The sequence below is a fragment of the Caulobacter sp. GW821-FHT10F06 genome, from assembly GCF_058809215.1.
This window is the reverse complement of record NZ_JBXASK010000003.1, coordinates 160,739-183,694: the sequence shown is the minus strand read 5'-3', so window position 1 is coordinate 183,694 and position 22,956 is coordinate 160,739. Positions and strand designations below refer to the sequence as shown.

General features: G+C 66.5%; 21 protein-coding genes and 1 pseudogene. 9 read left to right on the top strand and 13 right to left on the bottom strand.

Features of this window, described 5'->3' with window-relative positions; genetic code table 11:
- The first annotated feature begins 12 nt into the window (after window positions 1-12).
- Together AC1RUS_RS07205 and AC1RUS_RS07200 are read left to right on the top strand one after the other, a co-directional pair.
- Window positions 13-1,566, top strand: coding sequence for an AMP-binding protein (locus tag AC1RUS_RS07205; protein ID WP_492914504.1), 1,554 nt, complete (start codon window positions 13-15; stop codon window positions 1,564-1,566).
- A gap of 20 nt (window positions 1,567-1,586) precedes the next feature.
- A complete protein-coding gene (locus AC1RUS_RS07200) occupies window positions 1,587-1,982 on the top strand; it encodes a DoxX family protein (protein ID WP_492914502.1) in 396 nt (131 codons plus the stop codon).
- On the opposite strand, the gene AC1RUS_RS07195 is transcribed toward AC1RUS_RS07200, so the two are convergent.
- The 7 genes from AC1RUS_RS07195 to AC1RUS_RS07165 form a co-directional block, all read right to left on the bottom strand.
- Window positions 1,979-3,448 carry a DUF6880 family protein gene (locus tag AC1RUS_RS07195; protein ID WP_492914500.1) on the bottom strand — a complete coding sequence of 490 codons (1,470 nt, stop codon included), beginning with the start codon at window positions 3,446-3,448 and terminating at the stop codon, window positions 1,979-1,981. The two genes, AC1RUS_RS07200 and AC1RUS_RS07195, sit on opposite strands and share 4 nt — an antisense overlap.
- Before the next feature lie 8 nt (window positions 3,449-3,456).
- Window positions 3,457-4,857 (bottom strand): dihydrolipoyl dehydrogenase, encoded by a 1,401-nt coding sequence (lpdA, locus tag AC1RUS_RS07190; protein ID WP_492914498.1) that lies wholly within the window; start codon window positions 4,855-4,857, stop codon window positions 3,457-3,459.
- 81 nt (window positions 4,858-4,938) lie between these two features.
- Window positions 4,939-5,415: a glutathione peroxidase gene (locus AC1RUS_RS07185; RefSeq protein WP_492914497.1), complete on the bottom strand. Its 477-nt coding sequence runs from the start codon at window positions 5,413-5,415 to the stop codon at window positions 4,939-4,941.
- A 25-nt stretch (window positions 5,416-5,440) separates the two neighbouring features.
- A complete protein-coding gene (locus AC1RUS_RS07180; protein WP_492914495.1) occupies window positions 5,441-6,751 on the bottom strand; it encodes a pyruvate dehydrogenase complex dihydrolipoamide acetyltransferase in 1,311 nt (436 codons plus the stop codon).
- Window positions 6,752-6,912: 161 nt separating this feature from the next.
- The gene (locus tag AC1RUS_RS07175; RefSeq protein ID WP_492914493.1) at window positions 6,913-8,244 is read right to left on the bottom strand and encodes a pyruvate dehydrogenase complex E1 component subunit beta; all 1,332 of its coding nucleotides are present in this window, start codon (window positions 8,242-8,244) and stop codon (window positions 6,913-6,915) included.
- Between the two features lie 14 nt (window positions 8,245-8,258).
- A complete protein-coding gene (gene pdhA, locus AC1RUS_RS07170; RefSeq protein WP_492914491.1) occupies window positions 8,259-9,290 on the bottom strand; it encodes a pyruvate dehydrogenase (acetyl-transferring) E1 component subunit alpha in 1,032 nt (343 codons plus the stop codon).
- A 171-nt stretch (window positions 9,291-9,461) separates the two neighbouring features.
- Window positions 9,462-9,758, bottom strand: a complete 297-nt coding sequence (locus AC1RUS_RS07165) for an FtsB family cell division protein (RefSeq protein ID WP_492914489.1) — start codon at window positions 9,756-9,758, stop codon at window positions 9,462-9,464.
- 226 nt (window positions 9,759-9,984) lie between these two features.
- Between AC1RUS_RS07165 and AC1RUS_RS07160 the strand changes: the two genes are divergently transcribed.
- Window positions 9,985-10,686: a hypothetical protein gene (locus AC1RUS_RS07160; protein WP_492914487.1), complete on the top strand. Its 702-nt coding sequence runs from the start codon at window positions 9,985-9,987 to the stop codon at window positions 10,684-10,686.
- A gap of 21 nt (window positions 10,687-10,707) precedes the next feature.
- Here the strand turns inward: AC1RUS_RS07160 and eno are convergent, their stop codons facing one another.
- Window positions 10,708-11,988, bottom strand: a complete 1,281-nt coding sequence (eno, locus tag AC1RUS_RS07155) for a phosphopyruvate hydratase (RefSeq protein ID WP_492914485.1) — start codon at window positions 11,986-11,988, stop codon at window positions 10,708-10,710.
- A 113-nt stretch (window positions 11,989-12,101) separates the two neighbouring features.
- Here eno and AC1RUS_RS07150 point away from each other — a divergent pair, with 113 nt between their 5' ends.
- Window positions 12,102-12,872, top strand: coding sequence for an enoyl-CoA hydratase (locus tag AC1RUS_RS07150; RefSeq protein ID WP_492914482.1), 771 nt, complete (start codon window positions 12,102-12,104; stop codon window positions 12,870-12,872).
- A gap of 2 nt (window positions 12,873-12,874) precedes the next feature.
- Here the strand turns inward: AC1RUS_RS07150 and AC1RUS_RS07145 are convergent, their stop codons facing one another.
- A complete protein-coding gene (locus AC1RUS_RS07145; RefSeq protein ID WP_492914480.1) occupies window positions 12,875-13,843 on the bottom strand; it encodes an aspartyl protease family protein in 969 nt (322 codons plus the stop codon).
- Between the two features lie 141 nt (window positions 13,844-13,984).
- On the bottom strand, window positions 13,985-14,167 hold the full coding sequence (gene rpmF / locus AC1RUS_RS07140) for a 50S ribosomal protein L32 (RefSeq protein ID WP_007671126.1): 183 nt from the start codon (window positions 14,165-14,167) through the stop codon (window positions 13,985-13,987).
- 195 nt (window positions 14,168-14,362) lie between these two features.
- On the opposite strand from rpmF, the gene AC1RUS_RS07135 reads away from it, so the two are divergent.
- On the top strand, window positions 14,363-14,983 hold the full coding sequence (locus AC1RUS_RS07135; protein WP_492914478.1) for a glycoside hydrolase family 19 protein: 621 nt from the start codon (window positions 14,363-14,365) through the stop codon (window positions 14,981-14,983).
- Between the two features lie 25 nt (window positions 14,984-15,008).
- Here AC1RUS_RS07135 and pyrG read toward each other — a convergent pair whose 3' ends face one another.
- Both pyrG and secG read right to left on the bottom strand, forming a co-directional pair.
- The gene (gene pyrG, locus AC1RUS_RS07130) at window positions 15,009-16,661 is read right to left on the bottom strand and encodes a CTP synthase (protein WP_492914476.1); all 1,653 of its coding nucleotides are present in this window, start codon (window positions 16,659-16,661) and stop codon (window positions 15,009-15,011) included.
- 76 nt (window positions 16,662-16,737) lie between these two features.
- Window positions 16,738-17,190, bottom strand: a complete 453-nt coding sequence (gene secG, locus AC1RUS_RS07125; RefSeq protein WP_492914474.1) for a preprotein translocase subunit SecG — start codon at window positions 17,188-17,190, stop codon at window positions 16,738-16,740.
- A gap of 141 nt (window positions 17,191-17,331) precedes the next feature.
- Between secG and AC1RUS_RS07120 the strand changes: the two genes are divergently transcribed.
- Both AC1RUS_RS07120 and AC1RUS_RS07115 read left to right on the top strand, forming a co-directional pair.
- Window positions 17,332-17,847 carry a GNAT family N-acetyltransferase gene (locus AC1RUS_RS07120; RefSeq protein WP_492914472.1) on the top strand — a complete coding sequence of 172 codons (516 nt, stop codon included), beginning with the start codon at window positions 17,332-17,334 and terminating at the stop codon, window positions 17,845-17,847.
- Window positions 17,848-17,855: 8 nt separating this feature from the next.
- Window positions 17,856-17,959: pseudogene (locus AC1RUS_RS07115) on the top strand (hypothetical protein); the annotation flags it as partial.
- A gap of 584 nt (window positions 17,960-18,543) precedes the next feature.
- Here the strand turns inward: AC1RUS_RS07115 and tpiA are convergent.
- A complete protein-coding gene (gene tpiA / locus AC1RUS_RS07110) occupies window positions 18,544-19,305 on the bottom strand; it encodes a triose-phosphate isomerase (protein ID WP_492914470.1) in 762 nt (253 codons plus the stop codon).
- A gap of 150 nt (window positions 19,306-19,455) precedes the next feature.
- Here tpiA and AC1RUS_RS07105 point away from each other — a divergent pair, with 150 nt between their 5' ends.
- Both AC1RUS_RS07105 and trpE read left to right on the top strand, forming a co-directional pair.
- The gene (locus AC1RUS_RS07105) at window positions 19,456-21,408 is read left to right on the top strand and encodes a peptidylprolyl isomerase (RefSeq protein WP_492914467.1); all 1,953 of its coding nucleotides are present in this window, start codon (window positions 19,456-19,458) and stop codon (window positions 21,406-21,408) included.
- On the top strand, window positions 21,405-22,943 hold the full coding sequence (gene trpE, locus AC1RUS_RS07100; RefSeq protein ID WP_492914465.1) for an anthranilate synthase component I: 1,539 nt from the start codon (window positions 21,405-21,407) through the stop codon (window positions 22,941-22,943). Before AC1RUS_RS07105 ends, trpE begins: the two co-directional genes overlap by 4 nt.
- Window positions 22,944-22,956 lie beyond the last annotated feature (13 nt).

The window sequence follows — 22,956 nt, the reverse complement described above, 5'->3', positions numbered from 1 at the left end:
GGTTTCGCCGGGATGCCGGTAGTTTTCAAAGCGGAAGACGGCCAGAAGGCCCTCTTTGACGCCCTTATCGACGCGCGTGACACCTACGGCGCGAAAAAGCTCATCCTTGAGGATCAGGATCGCAATCCTCTCAGCTACACCGACCTGATCCGAGCCAGCTTCGCGCTGGGCCGCAAGATCGCGGCGATGACCAAGCCCGGCGAGAACGTCGGCGTGTTGCTGCCGTCGGGTTCGGGCGCGGTGGTGACCTTCTTCGCCCTGCACGCCTTCGGCCGCGTGCCGACCATGCTGAACTTCACGGCAGGCCTGCGGAACCTGAAGGCCGCCTGCAAGCTCGCCAAGGTGCAGCGCGTGCTGACTGCACACAAGTTCATTGAGTTGGGCAAGCTGCACGACATCGTCGACGCCTTGGGAAGCGAGGCGACGATCACCTATCTTGAGGATGTTCGCGAGACGATCGGCCTGGGCGACAAACTGTTCGCCGCCGCCGCTGGCTTTTTCCCGCGCCAGTTCCGGGCGCCGGCCAAGCCGTCCGACCGTGGCGTTGTGCTGTTCACGTCCGGCAGCTTCGGTGCGCCACGCGGGGTCGTGTTGAGCCAGGCCAACCTCGTCACCAATGCCGAACAGGTGGCCGCCCACATCGCGCTGGATCCGGCCTGGGTGTTCTTCAACCCGCTGCCGGTCTTCCACTGTCTGGGCCTGACCGCCGGGGTGATCCTGCCGTTGCTGAAGGGCATGAAGGCCTTCCAGTACCCTTCGCCCCTGCACACCAAACAGATCCCTCCGCTGGTCAAGGACACCGGCGCCTCGGTGCTGTTCGCCACCGACACCTTCCTCAATCACTATGCCCGTGCAGCCGAAAGTGACGAGCTTTCCGGCCTCAGGTTTGTCGTCTGTGGCGCTGAAAAGGTTCGGGAAGAGACCCACAACCTTATCCACGAGAAGTTCGGGAACGTGCCGGTCCTGGAAGGCTATGGCGCGACCGAGGCCTCGCCGGTGATCGCGGTCAACAAGCCCGAGGACAATCGTCGCGGCACGGTCGGCGGCCTGCTGCCCGGCCAGGAGTTCCGCATCGAACCGGTCGAGGGCATTTCCGGCGGCGGCAAGCTGCTGGTGCGCGGCCCCAACATCATGCTCGGCTACCTGCGCGAGGATGGCGGCGTCGACGCGCCCGAGGGCGGCTGGCACGACACCGGCGACGTCGTGTCGATGACCGACGACAACTGGGTCACCATCAAGGGTCGAGTGAAGCGCTTCGCTAAGATCGCCGGCGAGATGGTGTCGCTGACGGCGGCGGAAGATCTGGCCTCGGCGGTGTGGCCCGATGGCCGCCACGCCGTGATCTCGATGCCGGACAAGAAGAAGGGCGAGAAGCTCGTCCTCGTCACCGACCGTCACGACGCTGCGGTCGCCCAGCTGGTGGCCCATGCCCAGACCATCGGCGCGCCCGAGCTGGCCGTGCCGCGCAAGATCCTCAAGGTGCCGCAAGTTCCCGTTCTGGGCAGCGGCAAGACCGACTACGTCGCCATCCAACGGATGGCCGATCAGGACGCGAGGGCCGCCTAAGGCAAGTCACGGAGGAAAACTTGGAACGACTGCTTGTATGGGCGCCACGGGTGCTCAGCGTGTTGCGTGTCATCGCCGCCCTGCTCTTCATGGAGCACGGCCTGATGAAGGTTTTCCATTTCCCCGCCGCCCAGCCGGGCGCACCCGATCCCCTGCCCCCGCTGCTGGTCGCAGCCGCGTGGCTGGAGATCATTGGCGGCGCGCTGCTGGTGGTCGGCCTGTTCACCCGTCCGGTGGCGTTCGTGCTGTCGGGACAAATGGCCGTGGCCTATTTTCTGGCCCACGCTTCCAAGGGTTTCTGGCCCGCGCTGAACGGCGGCGAGGCGGCGATCCTCTTCAGCTTTACGTTCCTGTACCTGGTCTTCGCCGGCCCCGGCGAATGGAGCCTGGACGCGCAGGTGCGCAAGCGGCCCTAGAAGGATCCGCCCAGGGCTTCCAGCTCGGTCCGGAAGCCCTGCTTACGACCGTGGTTCAGACGCAGGTCCTCCATGAAGGCCTGATGGTCCTGGAATTCGCCAAAGTCCGAGATCATCGGGGCCAGGCTTTCGACTTCCAACAGATGCTTGGCGGCCGCCTTGTAGCGATGGGCGATGCCGTAAGTCAGGGCGTGGCGGATCAAGGCTCGAAGCAACAGGGTCGCGGCAAGCGGATGACTGCCCTCCAGCCGTCGCGCGGCGGCCGTCAGTAGCGCTTCATCCGCGCCGTCGGCCGCGCCATGGCGGCGTAGCACCAGCCGCGCGGCGGCCGGCAGGTCGGGCCACTCGATCAGGAACGCCAGGGCCGCGTCGAAACGCGGAAACTCCGAGGCGATCTTCTTGGCGTCGTCTTCCGCGACCACGTCGTCGAAGTCCGGCAGATTCTTCAGGAAGGCGCGCAGGCGCGGAATGGACAGGAAGGCTTGGAACGCCGCCCATCGGCGCTTCTGGGCCTCGTCCTGGCGGCCGTTGGCCTGCAGGGCGTCGAGATAGACCTCTTCCCAGGCGGCTCGCTCGGCGGCGTCTTCCGCGTCCTCGGCGCGTCCGCGCGGCTTCTCGCCGGGCGCGCCGGCGTTCAGCGCCACCAGCGCCTCGGCCCCGCGACCGGCCGCCAGCAGGCGCTTGCCGATCTCGGTGGCGATCAAGGGCGCCCTGCGGTGCGCGGGATCGAAGGTCGCCACGAAGGCGTCGACGTCATTCGACAGGTCGGCCAGTCGGCGCAAGGCGTCGCGTAGCAACGCCGCGCGGCCGTCATAGGCCGCGTTGATCCGCTTGGCGCGCGCAGCCAATGTCGTTTCGAACTGTCCGCGCAGGTCCGCGAGACCGGCGGGCCCCAACGCAGGCCCCATCACCTGGATCAGCGCGCCGAACAGCGCGTGGTCGTCGGTGAGGATCAGCTTGGAGACGCGGGCGGCCAGGTCGGTCGGCGCGGCCTTGGCCCGCACGGCGATCTCACCGACCCCGTCGCGCGCCTCGATAAAGACGTCGGCGATGACGCCCTCGGGCTGGTTGATGCGGTCGAGAACCGGCGTGGCCATGTCGAGCAGATCGAGCATCAGGCCCAGCGCGGCCTTGGGATTGTCGATCGCCAAACGCTCGATCATGCCGCGATGCAGGTCGAGGTCGCGGGCGAAGGCCGCGCGCTTGCGCCAGTGGATGCGCGAGGTCGACTTGCCGATCGTCGCGAAGCGCTTGGAGATCTCGAGCGCTAGCCCCTCGGGGCTGACCTCGGCCAGAAGTTCAAGCTTCAGGGCGCGCTTGACGTAGCTGTCGACCGTCAGATCCATCAAGATGGACGCCAGCCGCTCCGCGCCGAGGTCGGCGAGGTTGGCTTCGGAAAGGGTGGTCTTGGACCCTTTCCGAGCCTTGGCCGGCTTGTCGCTAGTGGCAGCCGTCGCGCGCGCCATTCAAGTCCCTAGATGTGCAGCACGCGTCCATAGGCGTCGAGCGCAGCCTCGTGCATGGCTTCCGACATGGTCGGGTGAGCGTAGACGATTCCGTGCAGGTCTTCCTCGGTCGCCTCGAGCGTGATGGCCGTGACGAAGCCCTGGATCATCTCGGTCACTTCGTGGCCGATCATGTGGGCGCCGATCAGGGCCCCGGTCTTGCCGTCGAACACCGTCTTGACGAAGCCTTCGGTCTCGCCGGCGGCCACGGCCTTGCCGTTGACCTTGAACGGGAAGCGGCCGGCCTTGACGTCGATGCCCGCGGCCTTCGCGGCGGCTTCGGTGTAGCCCACCGAGGCGACCTGCGGGTTGGCGTAGGTGCAGCCCGGGATCGGCGAGTGAACGGCGGGGGTCTTGTAACCGGCGATGTGCTCGGCGGCGTGGATGCCTTCGTGGCTGGCCTTGTGAGCGAGCCAAGGCGGGCCGGCGGCGTCGCCGATAGCGTAGAGGCCAGCCACGTTGGTCTCGCCGTGCTTGCCGGTCACCACGTGGCCGCGATCCATGTTCAGGCCGATGGCCTCCAGGCCCTCGGTGTTCGGAGCGATGCCGACGGCGACGATGCACTTCTCTGCGGTCAGGGCCTCGGCCTTGCCGGCCACCTCGACGGCGACGGAAACGCCGGTCGCGGTCTTCTCGACCTTGGTCACCTTGGCGCCGATGCGGAACCTGATGCCGCGCTTCTCGAAGGCCTTCTGGGCGGCCTTGGAGACCTCGGCGTCCTCGACCGGCATGATGCGGTCGACGGCTTCGACGACGGTCACATCGGCGCCGAGCGCGCGATAGAAGCTGGCGAACTCGATGCCGATGGCGCCCGAGCCGATGACGACCAGCGACTTGGGCATGGTCTTGGGGGCCAGCGCGTCGCGATAGGTCCAGATCTTGTCGCCATCAGACACTGCGCCGATGGCCGGAATGTTGCGGGCGCGGGCGCCGCTGGCCAGGATCACGTTCTTGGCCTGGATCGTGCGGCTGCCGCCGGCCTTCAGGGCCACGACGACCTTGGGCGAAGGGCTGCCCTTTTCGAGCTTGGCCTCGCCCTCGACGACCTCGATCTTGTGCTTCTTCATCAGGAAGGCGATGCCGCCCGACATAGTCTTGGCCACGCCGCGCGAACGCTCGATGATCTTGTTGAAGTCGAACGACGGCTTCTCGACCGACAGGCCATAGCTGTCCAGGTGCGACAGCTGCTCGAAGATTTCGCCGGACTTCAGCAGGGCCTTGGTGGGGATGCAGCCCCAGTTCAGGCAGATGCCGCCCAGGTTCTCGCGCTCGATGATAGCCGTCTTCAGGCCCAGTTGGCTGGCGCGGATCGCGGCCACATAGCCGCCAGGACCGGCGCCGATGACGACGACATCGAATTCCGTGGACATGTTCATCTTACCCTAGCTTGGACGTCGCCCGAGGGGAGCCGGGCGGCCTAGATCGATCGGCCTGCAGCCGACCTGGGATAATTAAAGCAGCGCCTCGACCGCGACCTTGAGGTCCTCGGGCTTGGTGTTGGGGGCGAACCGCTCGACGACTTCGCCGTCGCGGCCAACCAGGAACTTGGTGAAGTTCCACTTGATCCCCTCGGTGCCCAGGATGCCCTTCTGCTCCTTCTTCAGGAATGCGTAGAGCGGATGGGTCGAGGGGCCGTTGACGTCGATCTTGGCCAACATCGGGAAGGTCACGTCGTAGGTCAGTGAACAGAAGTTCGCGATCTCCTCGGCGTTGCCCGGTTCCTGAGCCCCGAACTGGTTGCACGGGAAACCCAGGATCGTCAGACCGCGATCCTTGTATTGGCGATAGAGCGCCTCGAGACCTTCGTATTGCGGGGTGAAACCGCACTTGCTGGCCGTATTGACGATCAGCAGGACCTTGCCCCGATAGTCGGCCAGGCTCACGTCCTGGCCGTCCAGCGTCTTGGCCGAGTAGTCATAGACCGACATGGCGCCCTCCTGCCCCGCCCTAAGATCAGACGATCAGGGTCAGCGGCTCTTCGATCAGCGGCTTGAAGGCCGCCAGGAACTTGGCGCCGACCGAACCGTCGACCACGCGGTGATCGCAGGTCAGGGTCACGGTCATGACGGTCGCCACGGCCAGCTGGCCATTCTTGACCACCGGGCGCTGCTCGCCCGCGCCGACGCTCATGATCGCGCCTTGCGGCTCGTTGATGATCGAGGCGAACGACTTGATGCCGAACATGCCGAGGTTGGAGATCGAGAACGTGCCGCCCTGGAATTCCTCGGGCTTCAGCTTCTTTTCCTTCGCCCGCTTGGCCAGGTCCTTCATCTCGTTGGAGATCTGGGCCAGGCCCTTGGTCTCGGCGGCGCGAATGATCGGCGTGATCAGGCCGCCCTCGACGGCCACGGCGACGGCGATGTCGGCGTGGTGGTGCATGGCGATGCCTTCAGGCGTGTAGGAGGCGTTGGCTTCCGGCACCTGCTTCAGGGCCACGGCGGCGGCCTTGATGACGATGTCGTTGACCGAGACCTTCACGCCCTGCTTCTCGAGCAGGCTGTTGATCTTGCTCCGCGCAGCCAGCAGCGCGTCGATCTCGAGATCGATCTGCAGCGGGAAGTGCGGCACGTCGCGGAAGCTTTCCGTCATCCGTCGCGCGATGGTCTTGCGCATGCCGTCCAGGGGGATGAGGTCGTACGAGCCGGCGGGGATGCCCATCTGCTCCAACGACTGCACCTGACGCGGCGCGGCGGCGGCCGGAGTCGCAGCCGGGGCGGCGGCGGGAGCCTTGGCGGCGGGCGCGCCGCCTTGGCCGGCGGCCTCGACGTCGGCCTTGACCACGCGACCGTGCGGGCCGGAGCCCTTGATCGACTTCAGGTCCAGATTGGCGGCCTGGGCCAGGCGGCGAGCCAGGGGCGAGGCGAAGACGCGATCGCCGGTCGGCGCGGCGGCGGCCGGAGCAGCAGCGGCGGGCGCGGCGGCCGGAGCAGCAGCGGCGGGCGCGGCGGCCGGAGCGGGAGTAGCGGCCTTCGGCGATTCGGCTGCGGGCGCGGCCTTGGCGGCCGGCGGCGGAGCGCTGTCGCCCTCCCCGGCCAGCTTGGCGATCAGCGCGTTGACCTTGACGTTCTCGGTGCCGGCGTCGACCAGGATGGCTTCAACCACGCCTTCGTCGACGGCTTCGACTTCCATCGTCGCCTTGTCGGTCTCGATCTCGGCGATGACGTCGCCGGCCTTGACGGTGTCACCCACCTTCACGTGCCACTTGGCGAGGGTGCCCTCTTCCATGGTGGGCGACAGGGCGGGCATCAGGATGTCGATCGACATTGAGCTTCTTCCTCAAGCGTTCGGGACGTTGTCGGCCGGGCCGTCGTCCGCTCGATCTCGCGCCGGGGCGAGGTGTTGTTCTTGGCCGAAAGAGAAACGGCTCACGTCCGACAGGTATGCAGCGATCGCCGCTCTCCCGCCAGACATGAGCCGCATCTTCATCAGCGGTAGCAGACCTTCTTCGCGGCCTGGACGATCTTGTCGACCGACGGCAGCGAGAGGGCTTCCAGGTTCGCCGCATAGGGCAGCGGCACGTCCTCCTGGTGCACGCGCAGGGGCGGCGCATCCAGATAGTCGAAGCCGTGCTCGGTGATGCGCGCGACGATCTCGGCGCCGACGCCCATCGGGCCCCAGCCTTCCTCGGCCGTGACCAGACGGTTGGTCTTCTTGACGCTTTCGAGGATCGTGGCGTGGTCCATCGGGCGGATGGTCCGCAGATCGATAACCTCGGCAGAGATGCCTTCGGCGGCCAGGGCTTCGGCGGCCTGGAGGGCGAAGCCCACCATGCGGCTGTACGCGACCAGGGTCACGTCCGAGCCTTCGCGACGGACCTTGGCCTTGCCGATTGGCACGACGTAGTCCTCGACGTCCGGAATGTCGAACTCGTGGCCGTACATCATCTCGTGTTCGAGGAAGACGACGGGGTTCGGATCGCGGATGGCGGCCTTGAGCAGGCCCTTGGCGTCGGCCGCGTCATACGGCGCGATGACCTTCAGGCCGGGCACGTTGCCGTACCAGGCCGCGTAGTCCTGGCTGTGCTGGGCGCCGACCCGCGAGGCCGCGCCGTTGGGGCCGCGGAACACGATCGACGACTTGATCTGGCCGCCCGACATGTAGAGCGTCTTGGCGGCGGAGTTGATGATGTGGTCGATCGCCTGCATGGCGAAGTTCCAGGTCATGAACTCGACGATCGGCTTCAGACCGGCCATCGCCGCGCCGACGCCCATGCCGGCGAAGCCGTGCTCGGTGATCGGGGTGTCGATGACGCGCTTGTCGCCGAACTCCTGCAGCAGGTCGCGGCTGACCTTGTACGCGCCCTGGTACTGGGCGACTTCCTCGCCCATCAGGAACACGCGGTCGTCGCGGCGCATCTCTTCGGCCATGGCGTCGCGCAGGGCGTCGCGCACGGTGATCTTTTTCAGCGGCGTGCCAGCCGGGATCTCCGGATCGGCCAGCTGGACCGGAGCAGCGGCCGGAGCCGCGGCGGGCGAGGCCGCAGGAGCAGCGGCGGCGACGGGCGCGGCAGTCGGAGCGGCCGAGGCCGCCTCGCCTTCGCCCTTCAGGCGTGCGATCAACGTGTTGACCTTGACGTTCTCGGAGCCGGCGGCGACCAAGATGGCCTCGACGACGCCTTCGTCGACGGCTTCGACTTCCATCGTCGCCTTGTCCGTTTCGATCTCGGCGATCACGTCACCGGCCTTCACGGTGTCGCCTTCCTTGACCAGCCACTTGGCCAGCGTGCCCTCTTCCATGGTCGGCGAGAGGGCGGGCATGAGGATGTCCACGCTCACTGGGCGGCCTCCAGATAGACGTCGGTATAGAGTTCGGAGGGATCCGGCTCAGGGCTGGTGCGGGCGAATTCGGCGGCTTCGGCGACGATGCGCTTCACTTCGCCGTCGATGCCCTTCAGGTCGTCCTCGGTGACGCCGGCCTTGGCCAGACGTTCCTTGATGTGGTCGATCGGATCGCGGGTCTGCTTGACCTCGTCGACCTCTTCCTTGGTGCGGTACTTGGCCGGGTCCGACATCGAGTGGCCGCGGTAGCGATAGGTCTTCATCTCGAGGATGTAGGGACCCTGGCCGCTACGGGCGTGCTCGCTGGCGCGGGCGCCAGCCTCGCGTACGGCCACGATATCCATGCCGTCGACTTCCTCGCCCGGGATCCGGAACGAAACGCCGCGCTTGTGGAAGGCTGTCTCGGACGCCGCGCGCTCGACGCTGGTGCCCATGGCGTATTGGTTGTTCTCGATCACGTACACAACCGGCAGCTTCCACAGCTGGGCCATGTTGAAGCTCTCGTAGACCTGGCCCTGGTTGGCCGCGCCGTCGCCCATATAGGCGTAGGACACGTTGCCGTTGCCCTTGTAGCTGTTGGCCAGCGCCAGGCCGGTGCCGAGCGCGACCTGCGCGCCGACGATGCCGTGGCCGCCGTAGAAGCCGGTCTCGATGTCGAACATGTGCATCGAGCCGCCCTTGCCGCGCGACGAACCGCCCGCGCGGCCGGTCAGCTCGGCCATGACTTCCTTGGGATCCATGCCGGCGGCCAACATGTGGCCGTGGTCACGGTAGCCCGTGATGATCTGGTCGCCCTTCTGCTGGATCGACTGCATGCCGACCGCGATGGCTTCCTGGCCGATGTAGAGGTGGCAGAACCCGCCGATCAGACCCATGCCATACAGCTGGCCCGCGCGCTCCTCGAAGCGGCGAATGAGCAGCATGTCCTGATAGAACTTGAGAAGCTCTTCCTTGCCGACGAAAGCGTTGACACCGGTGTCACTCGCTTTCCCCTCGGAAGCTTCACCCTTGCGCGTGCGCGCCATTCAATTCTCCCTGGCCAATCTTCATCGCGGCCTTCACCTCAGAGCACATCCCGCCGAAATAGTCGTCGGTTCCGCGAAGGAAGTGCTCCTCATGTCATGCCATGATCGCTCCCGGCTCGGATGATCCGGAGAACGATCGTCAGTCCGGGCCGGAGGTCGTGACCGCCCAGGCTATCGCTTGGTGCGGATCACATAGTCCTTCGGGTCGGCATATCCTAGGAGCGAACGCGCGCGTTCTTCCAGGAGATCAGCCGACAGACTGCCGCTGCGTAATAGACGAGCGCGGGCCTCCAGGTCCATCCTCTCCGCACGCACCTTCTTGAGTTCCTTCGTTTTCGCGGCGAGGTCGGCGTTGCGTTGAGACGTCGACAAAAGGCCGCGTTCGCCGGTCAGGGCGTGGAACGCGAAGTAGAAGATCAGGAAAAAGATCGCCGCTGTCGGCAGGATCGGTTGCAGTCGGGCGAACATCGGAGAATCCCGGGAAGGGGATCTCAGACTCTCAGATCGTGCTTAACGCCTTCTAAATCAGGGCCCGCGAGACCCTCGCAGATAGTCACGCTCGCAACGATCCGATCCTTTCATTTGAGATCGTTTCATCAGCATCTAGATACTGCATCGCAGCGCCCTGCTCGCAGGCGCGAAGACGCTAAATTTGAAGCCCAAACACGCTTCGTCGACGCTTATAGAAAAATTGTTGGTGAATTTCAGCGTTCGAACGAATGTTCGTCGCCCGTTGAACAATTTCCGCCCGAGAATCGACACGCTTGCCAAGCGTGATATCGCCCCAAGGTTGACTGGGGAACGCCACATGATCGATAGGCGAGATATCTTGCTGGCGCTCGGCGTCACAGCGGCTCCCGTTCTCGCCTGGGCTGAAGAAGGCGTGGTCAAGGGTCCCAAAGGCGGCCCCAACATGATCAAGGGCGATCCGCCGAAGCTCGACTTCGGCGGTGGCCTGGTGATCCCGATGAACGCCTCGATCTTCCGGACGCTGTGGGAAGGCGAGGATCGCTGGATCACCTATGGGCGCGCGCTATCCATCCAGCAGGTCCGCGCCATGGGCCAGGCTGAGACCGCCGCGATCGGATCGATGAAGCTGATGCTGTTGACCCTGGCTTTCCAGCCCGATCGCTTGGTGCGGTTCGAGACCTGTGGCTGGAAGCTGAAGTCCGGAAAGACCGATGACTTGGTGAAGGGCGATATCGTCCTGCCCGGCCGTCCGGTCATGCCTACCGTCGACGAGGTGTCGAGCGGGAGCGGCCAGGTTCCGGAAGGCGGCTCGGTCGGCGATCCGGCCTATCACGCCATCACAGGCTACATGGTGATGAAGAAGGACGCGCCGCTGAGCTACATAAAGGAAAAGGCGCAGCTTCTGTCCGAAGCCGCGCCTTCCTGAAGTCCGGAGTTCGTTGGGCGACTAGCGGCCCTTGAGAGCCGAGCGACCGGCATAGACCCCTTGGTCGTCCAGCATCTCCTCGATGCGCAGCAGTTGGTTGTACTTGGCGGTGCGGTCCGAGCGTGCAAGCGAACCGGTCTTGATCTGACCGCAGTTCAGGGCGACGGCCAAGTCGGCGATCGTGCTATCCTCGGTCTCGCCCGAGCGGTGGCTCATGACGCTGGTGTAGCCGTGGCGGTGGGCCAGATCGACGGCGTCGATGGTTTCCGACAGCGTGCCGATCTGGTTGACCTTCACGAGGATCGAGTTGGCCAGGCCCTTCTCAAGGCCCATCTGCAGGCGCGTGGAATTGGTGACGAACAGGTCGTCGCCGACCAGCTGCACTTTCTTGCCCAGGGTGTCAGTCAGCAGCTTCCAGCCATCGAAGTCGTCTTCAGCCATGCCGTCCTCGATCGTGAGGATCGGGAACTTCGAGACCAAGCCGGCCAGATATTCGACCATGGCGGCCGGATCCAGCGACTTGCCTTCGCCTTCCAGCTCGTACTTGCCGTTCTTGAAGAACTCGGTCGAGGCGACGTCCAGACCCAGGACGAAGTCGTCGCCGGCCTTGTAGCCGGCCTTCTCGCCAGCCTTGACGATGAAGTCGAGCGCGGCTTCGGCCGACGCCAGGTTCGGGGCGAAGCCGCCCTCGTCGCCGACGTTGGTGTTTTGACCAGCGTCTTTCAGGGCCTTCTTCAGGGCGTGGAAGATCTCAGCGCCCATGCGCAGGCCTTCGCGGAAGTCCTTGGCGCCGGTCGGCAGGATCATGAACTCCTGGATGTCGATCGGATTGTCGGCGTGGGCGCCGCCGTTGATGATGTTCATCATCGGGGTCGGCAGCACACGGGCGTTCACGCCGCCCACATACTTGTAGAGCGGCAGACCGGCCGACTCGGCGGCGGCCTTGGCGGTGGCCAGCGACACGCCCAAGATGGCGTTGGCGCCCAGGCGGGCCTTGTTCTGGGTGCCGTCCAGATCGATCAGCAGCTTGTCGACGCGGCGCTGGTCCTCGGCGTCCACGCCCGACAGCGCGTCGAAGATCTCGCCGTTGACGGCGTCGACGGCCTGCAGGACGCCCTTGCCCAGATAGCGGCTCTTGTCGCCGTCACGCTTTTCGTTGGCTTCGTGCGCGCCGGTCGAGGCACCCGAGGGGACCGCGGCGCGACCGAATGCGCCGTCTTCCAGGACGACGTCGACTTCGACCGTCGGGTTGCCCCGGCTGTCGAGGATTTCGCGGGCGATGATGTCGACGATCTCGGTCATGGGAGTTCCTCAAGGCGAAAAGGCGCGGGAGCCTTAGCCGCCATGGGCCCGGCGCGCAACTTGACTTCCCTTCCGGAGCGCGACTGATCATCGGTCATAAAAGGGAGAAGCCCATGCTGAGCGTCGAACGCAGCGGCCCGATCGCGGTCGTCACTCTCAATCGACCCGAGTCGATGAACGCCCTGTCCAAGGCGCTGCGGGCCGATCTGCACGCGGCGATAGTCGAGTTGGACGCCGATCCCGAGGTCAGCGTGGTGGTGCTGACGGGCGCCGGCGAGCGAGCCTTCACTGCCGGCCTGGACCTGAAGGAGCTGGGCAGCGACCCCAAGGCTATGAGCGCCGCCAACCACCAGGGCGCGGAATCCAATCCGGTCAAGGCCATCGAGCTTTGTCGCAAACCGGTGATCGGCGCGATCAACGGCGTGGCCATTACCGGCGGCTTCGAGTTGGCCCTGGCCTGCGACGTACTGATCGCCTCGGAGAACGCCCGCTTCGCCGACACCCACGCCCGGGTCGGGATCATGCCCGGCTGGGGCCTCTCCCAGAAGCTGTCGCGCCTGATCGGCGTCTACCGGGCCAAGGAGCTGTCGCTGACCGGCAACTTCCTGGACGCCAGGACCGCCGCTGACTGGGGCTTGGTCAACCGGGTGGTCCCGGCCGACGAGCTGATGCCGACCGCCTTGAAGATGGCCGCCGACATGGCCTCGATCCCCGTCGAGACGCTGTCGTTCTACAAGGCGCTGATCGACGAGGGTTTCAGCCGCTCCTTCCGCAAGGGGCTGGAGATCGAGCACGAGCGCTCAAGCGCCCATAACCGCAAGGTGACGCCCGAGGCGGTCGAGGCTCGCCGCGCCCAGGTTCAGGCCCGCGGACGCGGCCAGTAGGCTCAGGCGTTCATGATCCGGGGCTGAGCGACATTGCCCAGCCGGAACAGCACTCGGCCCGCCCCGAAATCCAGCTCGACCCGGGCGAACATCTGCAGCACGTCAACGCCCAGAAGCACCGCGGGCCGGTCGTTCATGCCCCAGATGTTGAAGATGTGCAGATCGGCGAAGGCCATCGGCAGGTTGGTGACGCGCACGTCACCCAGGGTCAGGGAAGGCGCGATCCGGAACTGCCCGACGGTGATCTCGCCCGAGGCCGTGAGCAACTGAGCCGGGCGAACGTCGTCCGCGGTCCGCCGACGCCGGGTCGCGATGGCCCGCGACAGCGCCATGTTGCCGATGCTCACGCCGCCGCCCGAGTCGATGAAGGCCAGGGCGCGGGCGCCGGCCACGCGGCAATCGACGACGGTCAAGCGGCCATATTTGTCGTCGGCCACCACCGAGACCTCACGAGACAGCCTGACGAAGTCGAAGGCCGAACGACTGCGCCGCACCTCGAGCCTGTGGCGCACGAAGTCCATGATGACGCTGCGACCTTCGAGGACGTCGACGCCTAACAGGCCATCGGCGCCGACCCGCTCCTGCGCCAACACCGGCAGGCTGACCTGGCTGAGCCTGGCGTCACCGACCGTCAACTGATCGACGACGGTCGTGTGGCTGAGCTGGGCCCCGGCGATGCCGTGCACGATCACGTCCGGACCACGCGTCAGGTCCAGGCGCTGAGCCAGGTCGGCCGACAGCACGCTGCGATCGGCGCCGGTGTCGACGATGAATTGGAAAGGCCCCTGCCCGTTGATCTTGACCGGTATGGTCAGGCGGTCATCGGCGTCGAGCGACGCATCGAGGAACAGCACGGGATCGGGTGTGGGAACGGATTGCGGCGTGAGCGCTGGCGTCGTTTGCCGAGCCAAGGCGGCTTGGCCGACGAATGACAGTCCCAGTCCCGCCGTTAGGATTCGGCGTGTGAGCATGGGCGGATCTCCCTGACCCGCTCAGCTAACGCCGTTTTTTCGACTTCCGCGACAAAAAAGCGGCGACGACGAAAAAACGAAAAACGCCGCCTGGGCTGAGCCCGGGCGGCGTCTTCGTACTCACGTCCGTGAAAGAAGACCTTAGTCTTCCTTGGGGGTGAGGATCTGCTTGCCGTTGTACAGGCCGGTCTTCAGGTCGACGTGGTGCGGGCGGCGCAGTTCGCCCGAGTCCTTGTCTTCCACGAAGGAATTAGCGCCCAGGGCGTGGTGCGACCGGCGCATGTTCCGGCGAGAAGGCGAAGTTTTTCTTTTGGGAACGGCCATCGAAGTGACTCTGCTCGCTGAGCGTGAAAATCGAGAGCGGCGACTCGGGGGATGCCCAGGTCGCCGCGTGAGGGCGCGCTTATGCCGTAAGACACGAGAAGATGCAAGCCGGTGGTTGAAGTACGATCCTAACGAGCACTTTCGGACAAGATCGCTCCATGGTTAACTGACTTTTTCACAGGGGGAGGCAAGATCATGGGACTGGTTATCGATACGGTGACTCTGAAAAAGTTCGCGTCCAGCTGCGATGTCGCGGCGGTGGCTCCGGGCCTGGAAAAAGCCCGATTGCTTCACGGCCTGACCACGGCCAAGCGGCTCACCCATTGGCTGGGGCAGATCTATCACGAGAGCGGCGGCTTCACGCGGCTGTTCGAGAACCTCGACTATCGCGCCGAGCGCCTGGTCCAGGTCTGGCCCAGCCGATTCCCGACAATCGCGGCGGCCGCGCCCTACGCCCACAATCCGCCGGCCCTGGCCAATCTGGTCTATGGGAAGCGACTGGGAAACACCGATCCGACCGACGGATGGCGGTACCGGGGACGCGGCTATATCCAGCTGACCGGCAAGGCCAATTACAAGGCCGCCAGCGCCTGGGCCGGGGCAGACCTGGTGGCCTCGCCCCAGATCGCCGGCGAATACGACGGCGCGGCCAATATCGCGGCCGCCTTCTGGGCGAACAAGGGCTTGAACGCCGTCGCAGACGGCCCCGACGAGGCCGCAGCGATCAAGGCCGAGACCAAGGCCATCAACGGGGGCTTCCTGGGCCTGGAGGAGCGCAAGGCCGCCGTCGCCCGGGCCCAGAAGATCTGGTCCTGACCCGGGCTAGCAGCAAGGCCGGGGGTTAGACCAGCCGGCCCTGTTCCTTCGCCGCCGCGATGAAACTCGCGAACAGCGGGTGCGGCGCGAAGGGGCGGCTTTTCAGTTCCGGGTGGAACTGGACGCCGATGAACCACGGATGGTCCTCGCGCTCGACGATCTCGGGCAGCACGCCGTCGGGCGAACGACCTGTCAGCTTCAGGCCTGACTCCTCCATCCGATGGCTGTAGCCGATATTGACCTCGTAGCGGTGCCTGTGGCGCTCGCTGATGGCGGTGTCGCCATAGATCTTGGCGACTTTGGAGCCCGGCGTCAGGACGGCGTCGAAGGCCCCCAGGCGCATGGTGCCGCCCAGGTCGTCGCCGGAGCGGCGCTGGACGGTCTCGTTGCCCTTGATCCACTCGGTCATGATGCCGACCACCGGCCGGTCCGTGGGACCAAACTCGCTGGACGAGGCGTCAGTGATGCCGGCCACGTTCCGCAGGGTCTCGATCACGGCCATCTGCATGCCGAAGCAGATGCCGAAATACGGCACTTTCCGCTCGCGAGCGAACTGGGCCGCACGGATCTTGCCCTCCGCGCCGCGTTCGCCGAAGCCGCCGGGCACCATGATGGCGTGGGCGTTCTCCAGACGGGCCGCGGCCGCGCCGGGATCGCCTTCGAAGGTCTCGCTCTCGACCCAGTCGAGATTGACCTTGACCTTGTTGGCCAGGCCGCCGTGGTGCAGGGCCTCGATCAACGACTTATAGGCGTCCTTCAGCACGGTATATTTGCCGACCACGGCGATGGTCACTTCGCCGTCGGGGTGATTGACGGTCTGGTCGATGGCCTGCCAGCGCGACAGGTCCGGCTTGGGCGCGTCGCTCATGCCGAACACGTCCAGCACCTCGGCGTCCAGGCCTTCATGGTGATAGTCGATCGGCACGGCGTAGATCGACGAGCTGTCCATCGCCTGGATCACGGCGCTGGGACGCACGTTGCAGAATTGCGCGATCTTGCGCTTTTCCTCGACCGGGATGTCCTGCTCGCAGCGGCACAGCAGGATGTCGGGCTGAATGCCGATCGAGCGCAGCTCCTTGACGGAGTGCTGGGTCGGCTTGGTTTTCATCTCGCCGGCCGTCTTGATGAACGGCAGCAAGGTCAGATGGATGTAGCAGCTCTGGCCGCGCGGCAGGTCCTGGCGCAGCTGGCGGATGGCCTCGAAGAACGGCAGGCCCTCGATGTCGCCGACGGTGCCGCCGATCTCGACCAGCACGAAGTCGACCGGCTTTTCGCCCGTCTCGTCCATGGCGGGCGACATCACGAAATCCTTGATCTCGTTGGTGACGTGCGGAATCACCTGGACGGTCGCGCCCAGATAGTCGCCCCGACGCTCCTTCTCGATGATCGTCTTGTAGATCTGGCCGGTGGTGATGTTGTCAGCCTTGGTGGCCGACACGCCGGTGAAGCGCTCGTAGTGGCCAAGGTCCAGGTCCGTCTCGGCGCCGTCGTCGGTCACGAAGACCTCGCCGTGCTGATACGGGCTCATCGTGCCGGGATCGACGTTGAGATAAGGGTCGAGCTTACGAAGGCGGACCTTGTAGCCACGAGCCTGGAGGAGCGCTCCGAGCGCTGCGGAGGCGAGGCCTTTTCCAAGCGAGGAAACCACGCCGCCGGTGATGAAGATGTACCGGGTCATGGGCGCTCAGATTACCCGCGATTCGGGGATCGCGGCGAAAAGACCGACGTTCATCAACAGCTTTTGAGAAAAACGCTTACTGGGCCGGGGTTTGCGCAGGCGCGGGAGCCGCCGGCGCCGGCGTTTGAGCAGGTGCGGGCTGGCTGGTCAGCGGCGCGTTCAGCTGCGGGGTCGGCGCGGTGATCGCGCCCGGCTGCGATGTCGACGGCGTCTGACCGGCCGGAGCCACCGGGATGGCCGGCGCGTTCAGGGTCTTGGTGTCGAGATTGTCGATCTTCAGACGGTCGACGGCCGAACCCGCGCCCATGCGGCCCGTCAGGATGGTCAGGACCAGGCTGATGACCAGGAAGACCGAGAACAGGATCCAGGTGATGCGGGTCAGCAGGTCGCCGGCGCCGCGCGCGGTCATGAAGCCGGTGTTGCCGCCGCCCATGCCCAGGGCGCCGCCCTCGGAACGTTGCAGCAGAACCACGCCGATCAGGCCAAGGCAGACGACGATGTTGATGGCCAGCAGGATGCCGATGAGCATGAGGAAACTGATCTCGATCCGGGCGACGGGGAGTTCCGTCGTGAAAAACGAAGCGGCCCCTCTACCACTAGCGGCGCGCGCACGCCATAGCTGGGAAGGACGCCGGCCAACTCAAGTCCACAACCGAGACCAAAGATCCGAATGATCCTTGAAACCGAACGCCTGACGCTCGCGCCCCTGACGCCCCAGGACGCGCCGCTGGTCTATCCGTTCCTCAGCGATCCCGAAGTGATGGCCCATTGGGACCAGGCCCCGATCGAGGACCCCGATGAGGTCCAAGCCTGCGTCGACGGCCAGGTCGCCGAAATGGCCGATGGCAAGGCCCACTACTGGGCGGTGCGCCAGTCCACGAGCGGCGACTTCCTGGGCTATTGCGAACTGGTCGACATCGACCAGCGCCATCATCGGGCCGAGCTGCGCTTCATCGTGGCCCGCGAGGGCTGGGGCCAGGGCTATGGCCTGGAAGCCGTCCGCGCCCTCCTCGCCCACGCCGCGTCGATGGGCCTCAAGCGCCTGATCGCCCGCACCCATGTCGGCGACAACCGCGCCGAGAAGCTGCTGGAGCGGCTGGGGTTCGAGGAGGAAGGCTATCTGAAGGGCCATATCCATCGCGAAGGCGAGCGCCGGGATTGCCGGCTGTTCGGGCTGCTGCTTTAGGGCTTCGTGCGTCCTTCGAGGCTCGCCGTCGGCTCGCACCTCAGGATGAGGACCCTTTTGCATCGGATCTCCTCATCCTGAGGCGCCCGCGCAGCGGGCCTCGAAGGACGCACGGCTTCTCGGCCTCACGCGGCGTTGGCCGCTGAAGGGTGTGGGGAGGCGCGAAGCGGCCGGGACGAACCCGGGGACCGTGATGTGTTGTGTGCGTTTCGGTTCGATCGTCCGCTTCGCAGGCGCTGTTCTTGACCTGAGGATGGGAGGCGTGAGCGTTTTTCGGCTCGGGTCCCCAAGAGCCCCCGGACGGGCAGGGATAAGATCGATCGGTCTCTGTCCGTCTCGACCCCGACTATCCCCGATAGGCGGCTTGTACGATCACCGCCCTGTCGTTCCCGCGCTTGTCCCGACCTTGCGAGCCACTCGGCGCTTGCGCCGTCCTTCTGAGACAGCCCGCACGCTTCGACCCGCCGGCCAGGACATCGCGGCCCCGCTCAGCTCCATCCCCATCGCCGCTTTGGGCCGGTACCAGGCGCCCTCCCCCTGCGACGGGGACACCAATGAGTATGGGGCGGGTTGAGGCGCCGCTGAGAGCGCGATGGAAGAAAGTTTCAAGACATTGAATTGACGGCGTTTGATATCGCCAACGCCCGTGGTTCAGCGCCCTCTATCCCCTCTCTCCATGAGAGAGGAACCAGGATTTTAAGCCGCCGCGATGATCGCCAGGAAATCCGTCGCCTTCAGCGAAGCCCCGCCGACCAGCGCGCCGCCGACCTCGGCCGCGGCCAGGATCTCGACGGCGTTGTCCGGCTTCACCGAGCCGCCGTAGAGAATCGGCACGGTCGCGCCGTGGTCGCCGAACTTGGCGACCAGTTCGGTGCGGATCGCGGCGTGCATCTCCTCGATATCAGCCACGCCGGCCACATGGCCGGTGCCGATGGCCCAGATCGGTTCATAGGCCACCGCGAAGGCTTGGCCGGCCAGCGAGGCCGGGAGGGAGTTGCGAACCTGCCCCGTCACGATCGCGAGCGCCTTGCCCGCCTCGCGCTGGGCCAGGCTCTCGCCGAAGCAGACGATGGGCTCTAGGCCTTCGGCCAGGGCGGTCTCGACCTTGGCGGCCACCAGGGCGCAGGTCTCACCATGATCGGTGCGGCGTTCGGAATGGCCCAGGATCACCAGGGCCGCGCCGGCGTCAGTCAACATCGGCGCCGAGACGTCGCCGGTGTGGGCGCCGCTCGTCTTCACATGGCAGTCTTGGCCGCCGGTGAGCACGACCGAGCCTTCCAGCGCCCGGCTCAGCCGGTCCAGCAGGGTGGCCGGCGGACAGATCGCCACCCGGGCGCCGGCGGGCTTGGCCTCCAGGGCGGCAGCCACCGCGCGGGCTTGATCCAAGGCCTCGGCGAGGCCGTTCATCTTCCAGTTTCCGGCGATCAGCGGCCGGGGCGTCAGGCTTGAGAGGGTCATGAGGAGGTTGTTGACCTCGCGCGCCCTTGGGAAGTCAAGACCGCCGTGGCTTGCCCCCTCGCCTTCCGCTCTACTATACCCGCTGCTCGCGCTCGCTGCGTCGCCTTTAGGCGCGTGCGCACGCGGTAAGTCAGGAAGGTTTTCCCAGTCATGCTCGCCGGTTTCCGCACCTTCGCCAAATCGCCGCTCGCGGTGGTCCTGTTCGGCCTGCTGATCGTCAGCTTCGCCGTGTTCGGGATCAGCGACGTGTTCAAGGGTCCTCGCATCTCGGGCGTTGTCGCCGCCGGATCACGCTCGGTCTCGCCGGAAGACTTCAAGACCCGGTATGAAAACTACCGCAAGGGCACGGAGCGCCAGACCGGCGAGGCTCTGACGCCCGACCAGGCCGTCGAGCGCGGCGTCGACCGCCAGATCCTGCAGGAAGTGGCTCTGCAGGAATCGATGGCCGAGATCATCAGCCGGTTCGGCATCAAGCCGTCGGACAAGCTGGTGGGCAACATCGTGCGCGAGCAAATGAGCAACCTGCCGCCGAACCAGCGTCCGTTCGACCCGATCACCGGCAAGTTCGATCCCAAGCTCTACCAGCAACTGCTGGCCCAGGCCGGCCTGACGCCGGACAGCTACCAGGCCTCGCTGCGCGACGAGATCGCCCAGACCCATGTGTTCTCGGGCGTCGCCAACGGCCTGCACGCGCCGCGCATCTATGGCGCCCTGCAAGCCGCCTATGGCCTGGAAAGCCGCGATCTGGCCGCCTTCGCCGTCAACCCCGCCAGCGTCGAGCGCCCGGCCAATCCGACCGACGCCCAGCTGACGGCGTTCATGAAGGAGCACGCCGATCGCCTGACCCGTCCGGAGACGCGCGTGCTGTCGATCATGCGCGTCAGCGCCCAGGCGCTGGAGCCCTCGGTCACGGTCAGCCCGGCCGACGTGCAGAAGACCTTCGACTTCCGCAAGGACACGCTGGCGACCCCGGAAACCCGCTCGATCGTCCAGATCGTCGCCCCCGACGCCAAGGCCGCCGCCGTCATCGCCCAGCGCCTGGCCAAGGGCGACCAGCCGGCCGTCGTCGCCTCCGCCTACGGCAAGACGCCGGTGGTCATCGCCGACAAGCCCAAGAGCGCCCTGCCCGACCGCAAGGTCGCCGACGCCGCCTTCAGCCTGGCCGTCGGCCAGGCTAGCGGTCCGATCGCCGGCGAGCTGGGAACCTCGGTGATCAAGGTCACCAAGATCACTCCCGGAACCGCCGCGACGCTGGACAGCGTTCGTCCGCAGATCGAGGCCGAGCTGCGCGCCCAGAACGCCCAGGCCAAGGCCTATGACCAGACCCAGGCCTATCAGGACGCCCACGACGCGGGCTCCGACCTGGTGGCCGCCGCCGGCAAGGCCGGCGCGCTGGTCATGACCACGGCTCCGATCACCGCCCAGGGCGCCGACGAGACCGGCCGTCCGCTGGCCGGCCTGACCCCCGACATCCTCAAGACCGCCTTCGCCCTGTCCTCGGGCGGCGAGAGCGAGCTGGTCGAGATCGGCAAGGGCGAATACTACGCCGTGAAGGTCGAGAAGGTCATTCCGGCCGCCCTGCCGCCGCTGGACGCCATCAAGCCGCAGCTGACCGGCGTGTGGCTGCAGACCGAGATGGGCAAGCGCCTGCAGGCCAAGGCGGACGCCCTGGCCGCCCGCGTCAAGAAGGGCGAGAGCCTGGACGCCGTCGCCGCCTCGTCGGGCTCCAAGGTCCAGCGCGTGGCGGGGATCAGCCGCGAGAACGCCCAGCAGCACCAGGCCCTGGGCCGCGAGCTGCTGATGGCCACGTTCGGCGCCAAGCCCGGCGACGTTTTCACCTCGCGCGCCGGCCAGATGGCCTTCGTGGTCGCCAAGCTCGAGACCGTGCGTCCGGGCAAGGTCGAGGACATGGCGCGCATTTCCCAGGCGCTGCGTCCGCAGGTCGACCAGGGCCTGATGCGCGACATCGGCGAGACCGTCCGCAACGCCGCCAAGGCCGAGCTGAAGACCAAGATCAACCTGACCCTGGCCCGCCAGGCCATCGGCGTGGACACCGACGCCCTGGCCAAGGCCGAGGCCGCCAAGACCGGCAAAGCCAAATGAGCCTCGAGCCCGCCTTCGACGCCTTCGCCGAAACCTACGACGCCGGCCGGCCGCAGGTCGTCTGGACCCGCCTGATCGACGATCTGGAAACGCCAGTCTCGGCTTATCTGAAGATCGGCCAAGGCAAGCCCTATGCCTTCCTGTTCGAGAGCGTCGAGGGCGGCGCATGGCGCGGCCGCTACTCCATCGTGGCGATGAAGCCGGACCTCGTCTGGCGCTGTCGCGGCGACCAGGCCGAGGTCGCCGAGGGTGAGGCCATCGACCGCAAGGCCTTCACGCCCCAGGCCGGCGGCGCGCTGGACAGCCTGCGCGACCTGATCGCCCGCTCGCGGATCGACCTGCCCAAGGGCCTGCCGCCCATGGCCGCCGGCGTGTTCGGCGCGCTGGGCTATGACATGGTGCGCCTGGCCGAACGCCTGCCGGACATCAACGAGGACACGCTTGGCGGCCTGCCGGACGGGATCATGACCCGGCCGTCGATCGTCGCCGTCTTCGACGCGATCGCCCAGGAGATCATCCTGGTGACGACCGCACGGCCGAAGGCCGGCGTCTCGGCCAAGGACGCTCATGACGCGGCACGGACCCGCATCGAGGCGGTGATGGCCGACCTGCGCCGTCCGCTGGCCCACGAAGCGCCGCGCACCGGCCACGCGCCGATCGAGTTCACCACGCCCGTCAGCCGCGAGGACTATGCGGTCGTGGTCGACAAGGCCAAGGAGTACATCCGGGCCGGCGACATCTTCCAGGTGGTGCCCAGCCACCGCTTCCGCGCGCCGTTCGATCTGGATCCGTTCGCGCTCTACCGCTCGCTGCGCCGGACCAACCCGTCGCCGTTCCTGTATTTCCTGAACCTGGACGGCTGCCACCTGGTGGGCTCCAGTCCGGAGATCCTGGTGCGCCTGCGCGACGGCAAGATCACCATCCGCCCGATCGCCGGCACCCGCCCCCGCGGCGCGACGCCGGAAGAGGACAAGGCGCTGGAAGCCGAGCTGCTGGCCGACCCCAAGGAACGCGCCGAGCACCTGATGCTGCTGGACCTCGGCCGCAACGACGTGGGCCGCGTGGCCATGCTGCGCGAGCCGGGCAAGAACACGCCGGCCCAGACGCCCAAGGGCCCGCAGGTTCGCGTGACCGAGAGCTTCAAGATCGAGCGCTACAGCCACGTCATGCACATCGTCTCCAACGTCGAGGGCAACGCGCCCGACGGCGTGGATCCGGTCGACGTGCTGATGGCCGCCCTGCCCGCCGGCACCCTCTCGGGCGCGCCCAAGGTGCGGGCCATGGAGATCATCGACGAACTGGAGATCGAGAAGCGCGGCCTCGGCTACGCCGGCGCGGTCGGCTATATCGGCGCCGACGGCTCGGTCGACACCTGCATCGTGCTGCGCACGGCGCTGGTCAAGGACGGCATGATGTACGTGCAGGCCGGCGGCGGCGTGGTCGCCGACAGCGACGCCGACGCCGAATACGACGAGACCCTGCACAAGTCCCGCGCCCTCAAGCGCGCCGCCGAAGAAGCCTGGCGCTTCGCTTAGGGGCGCTTCGCCT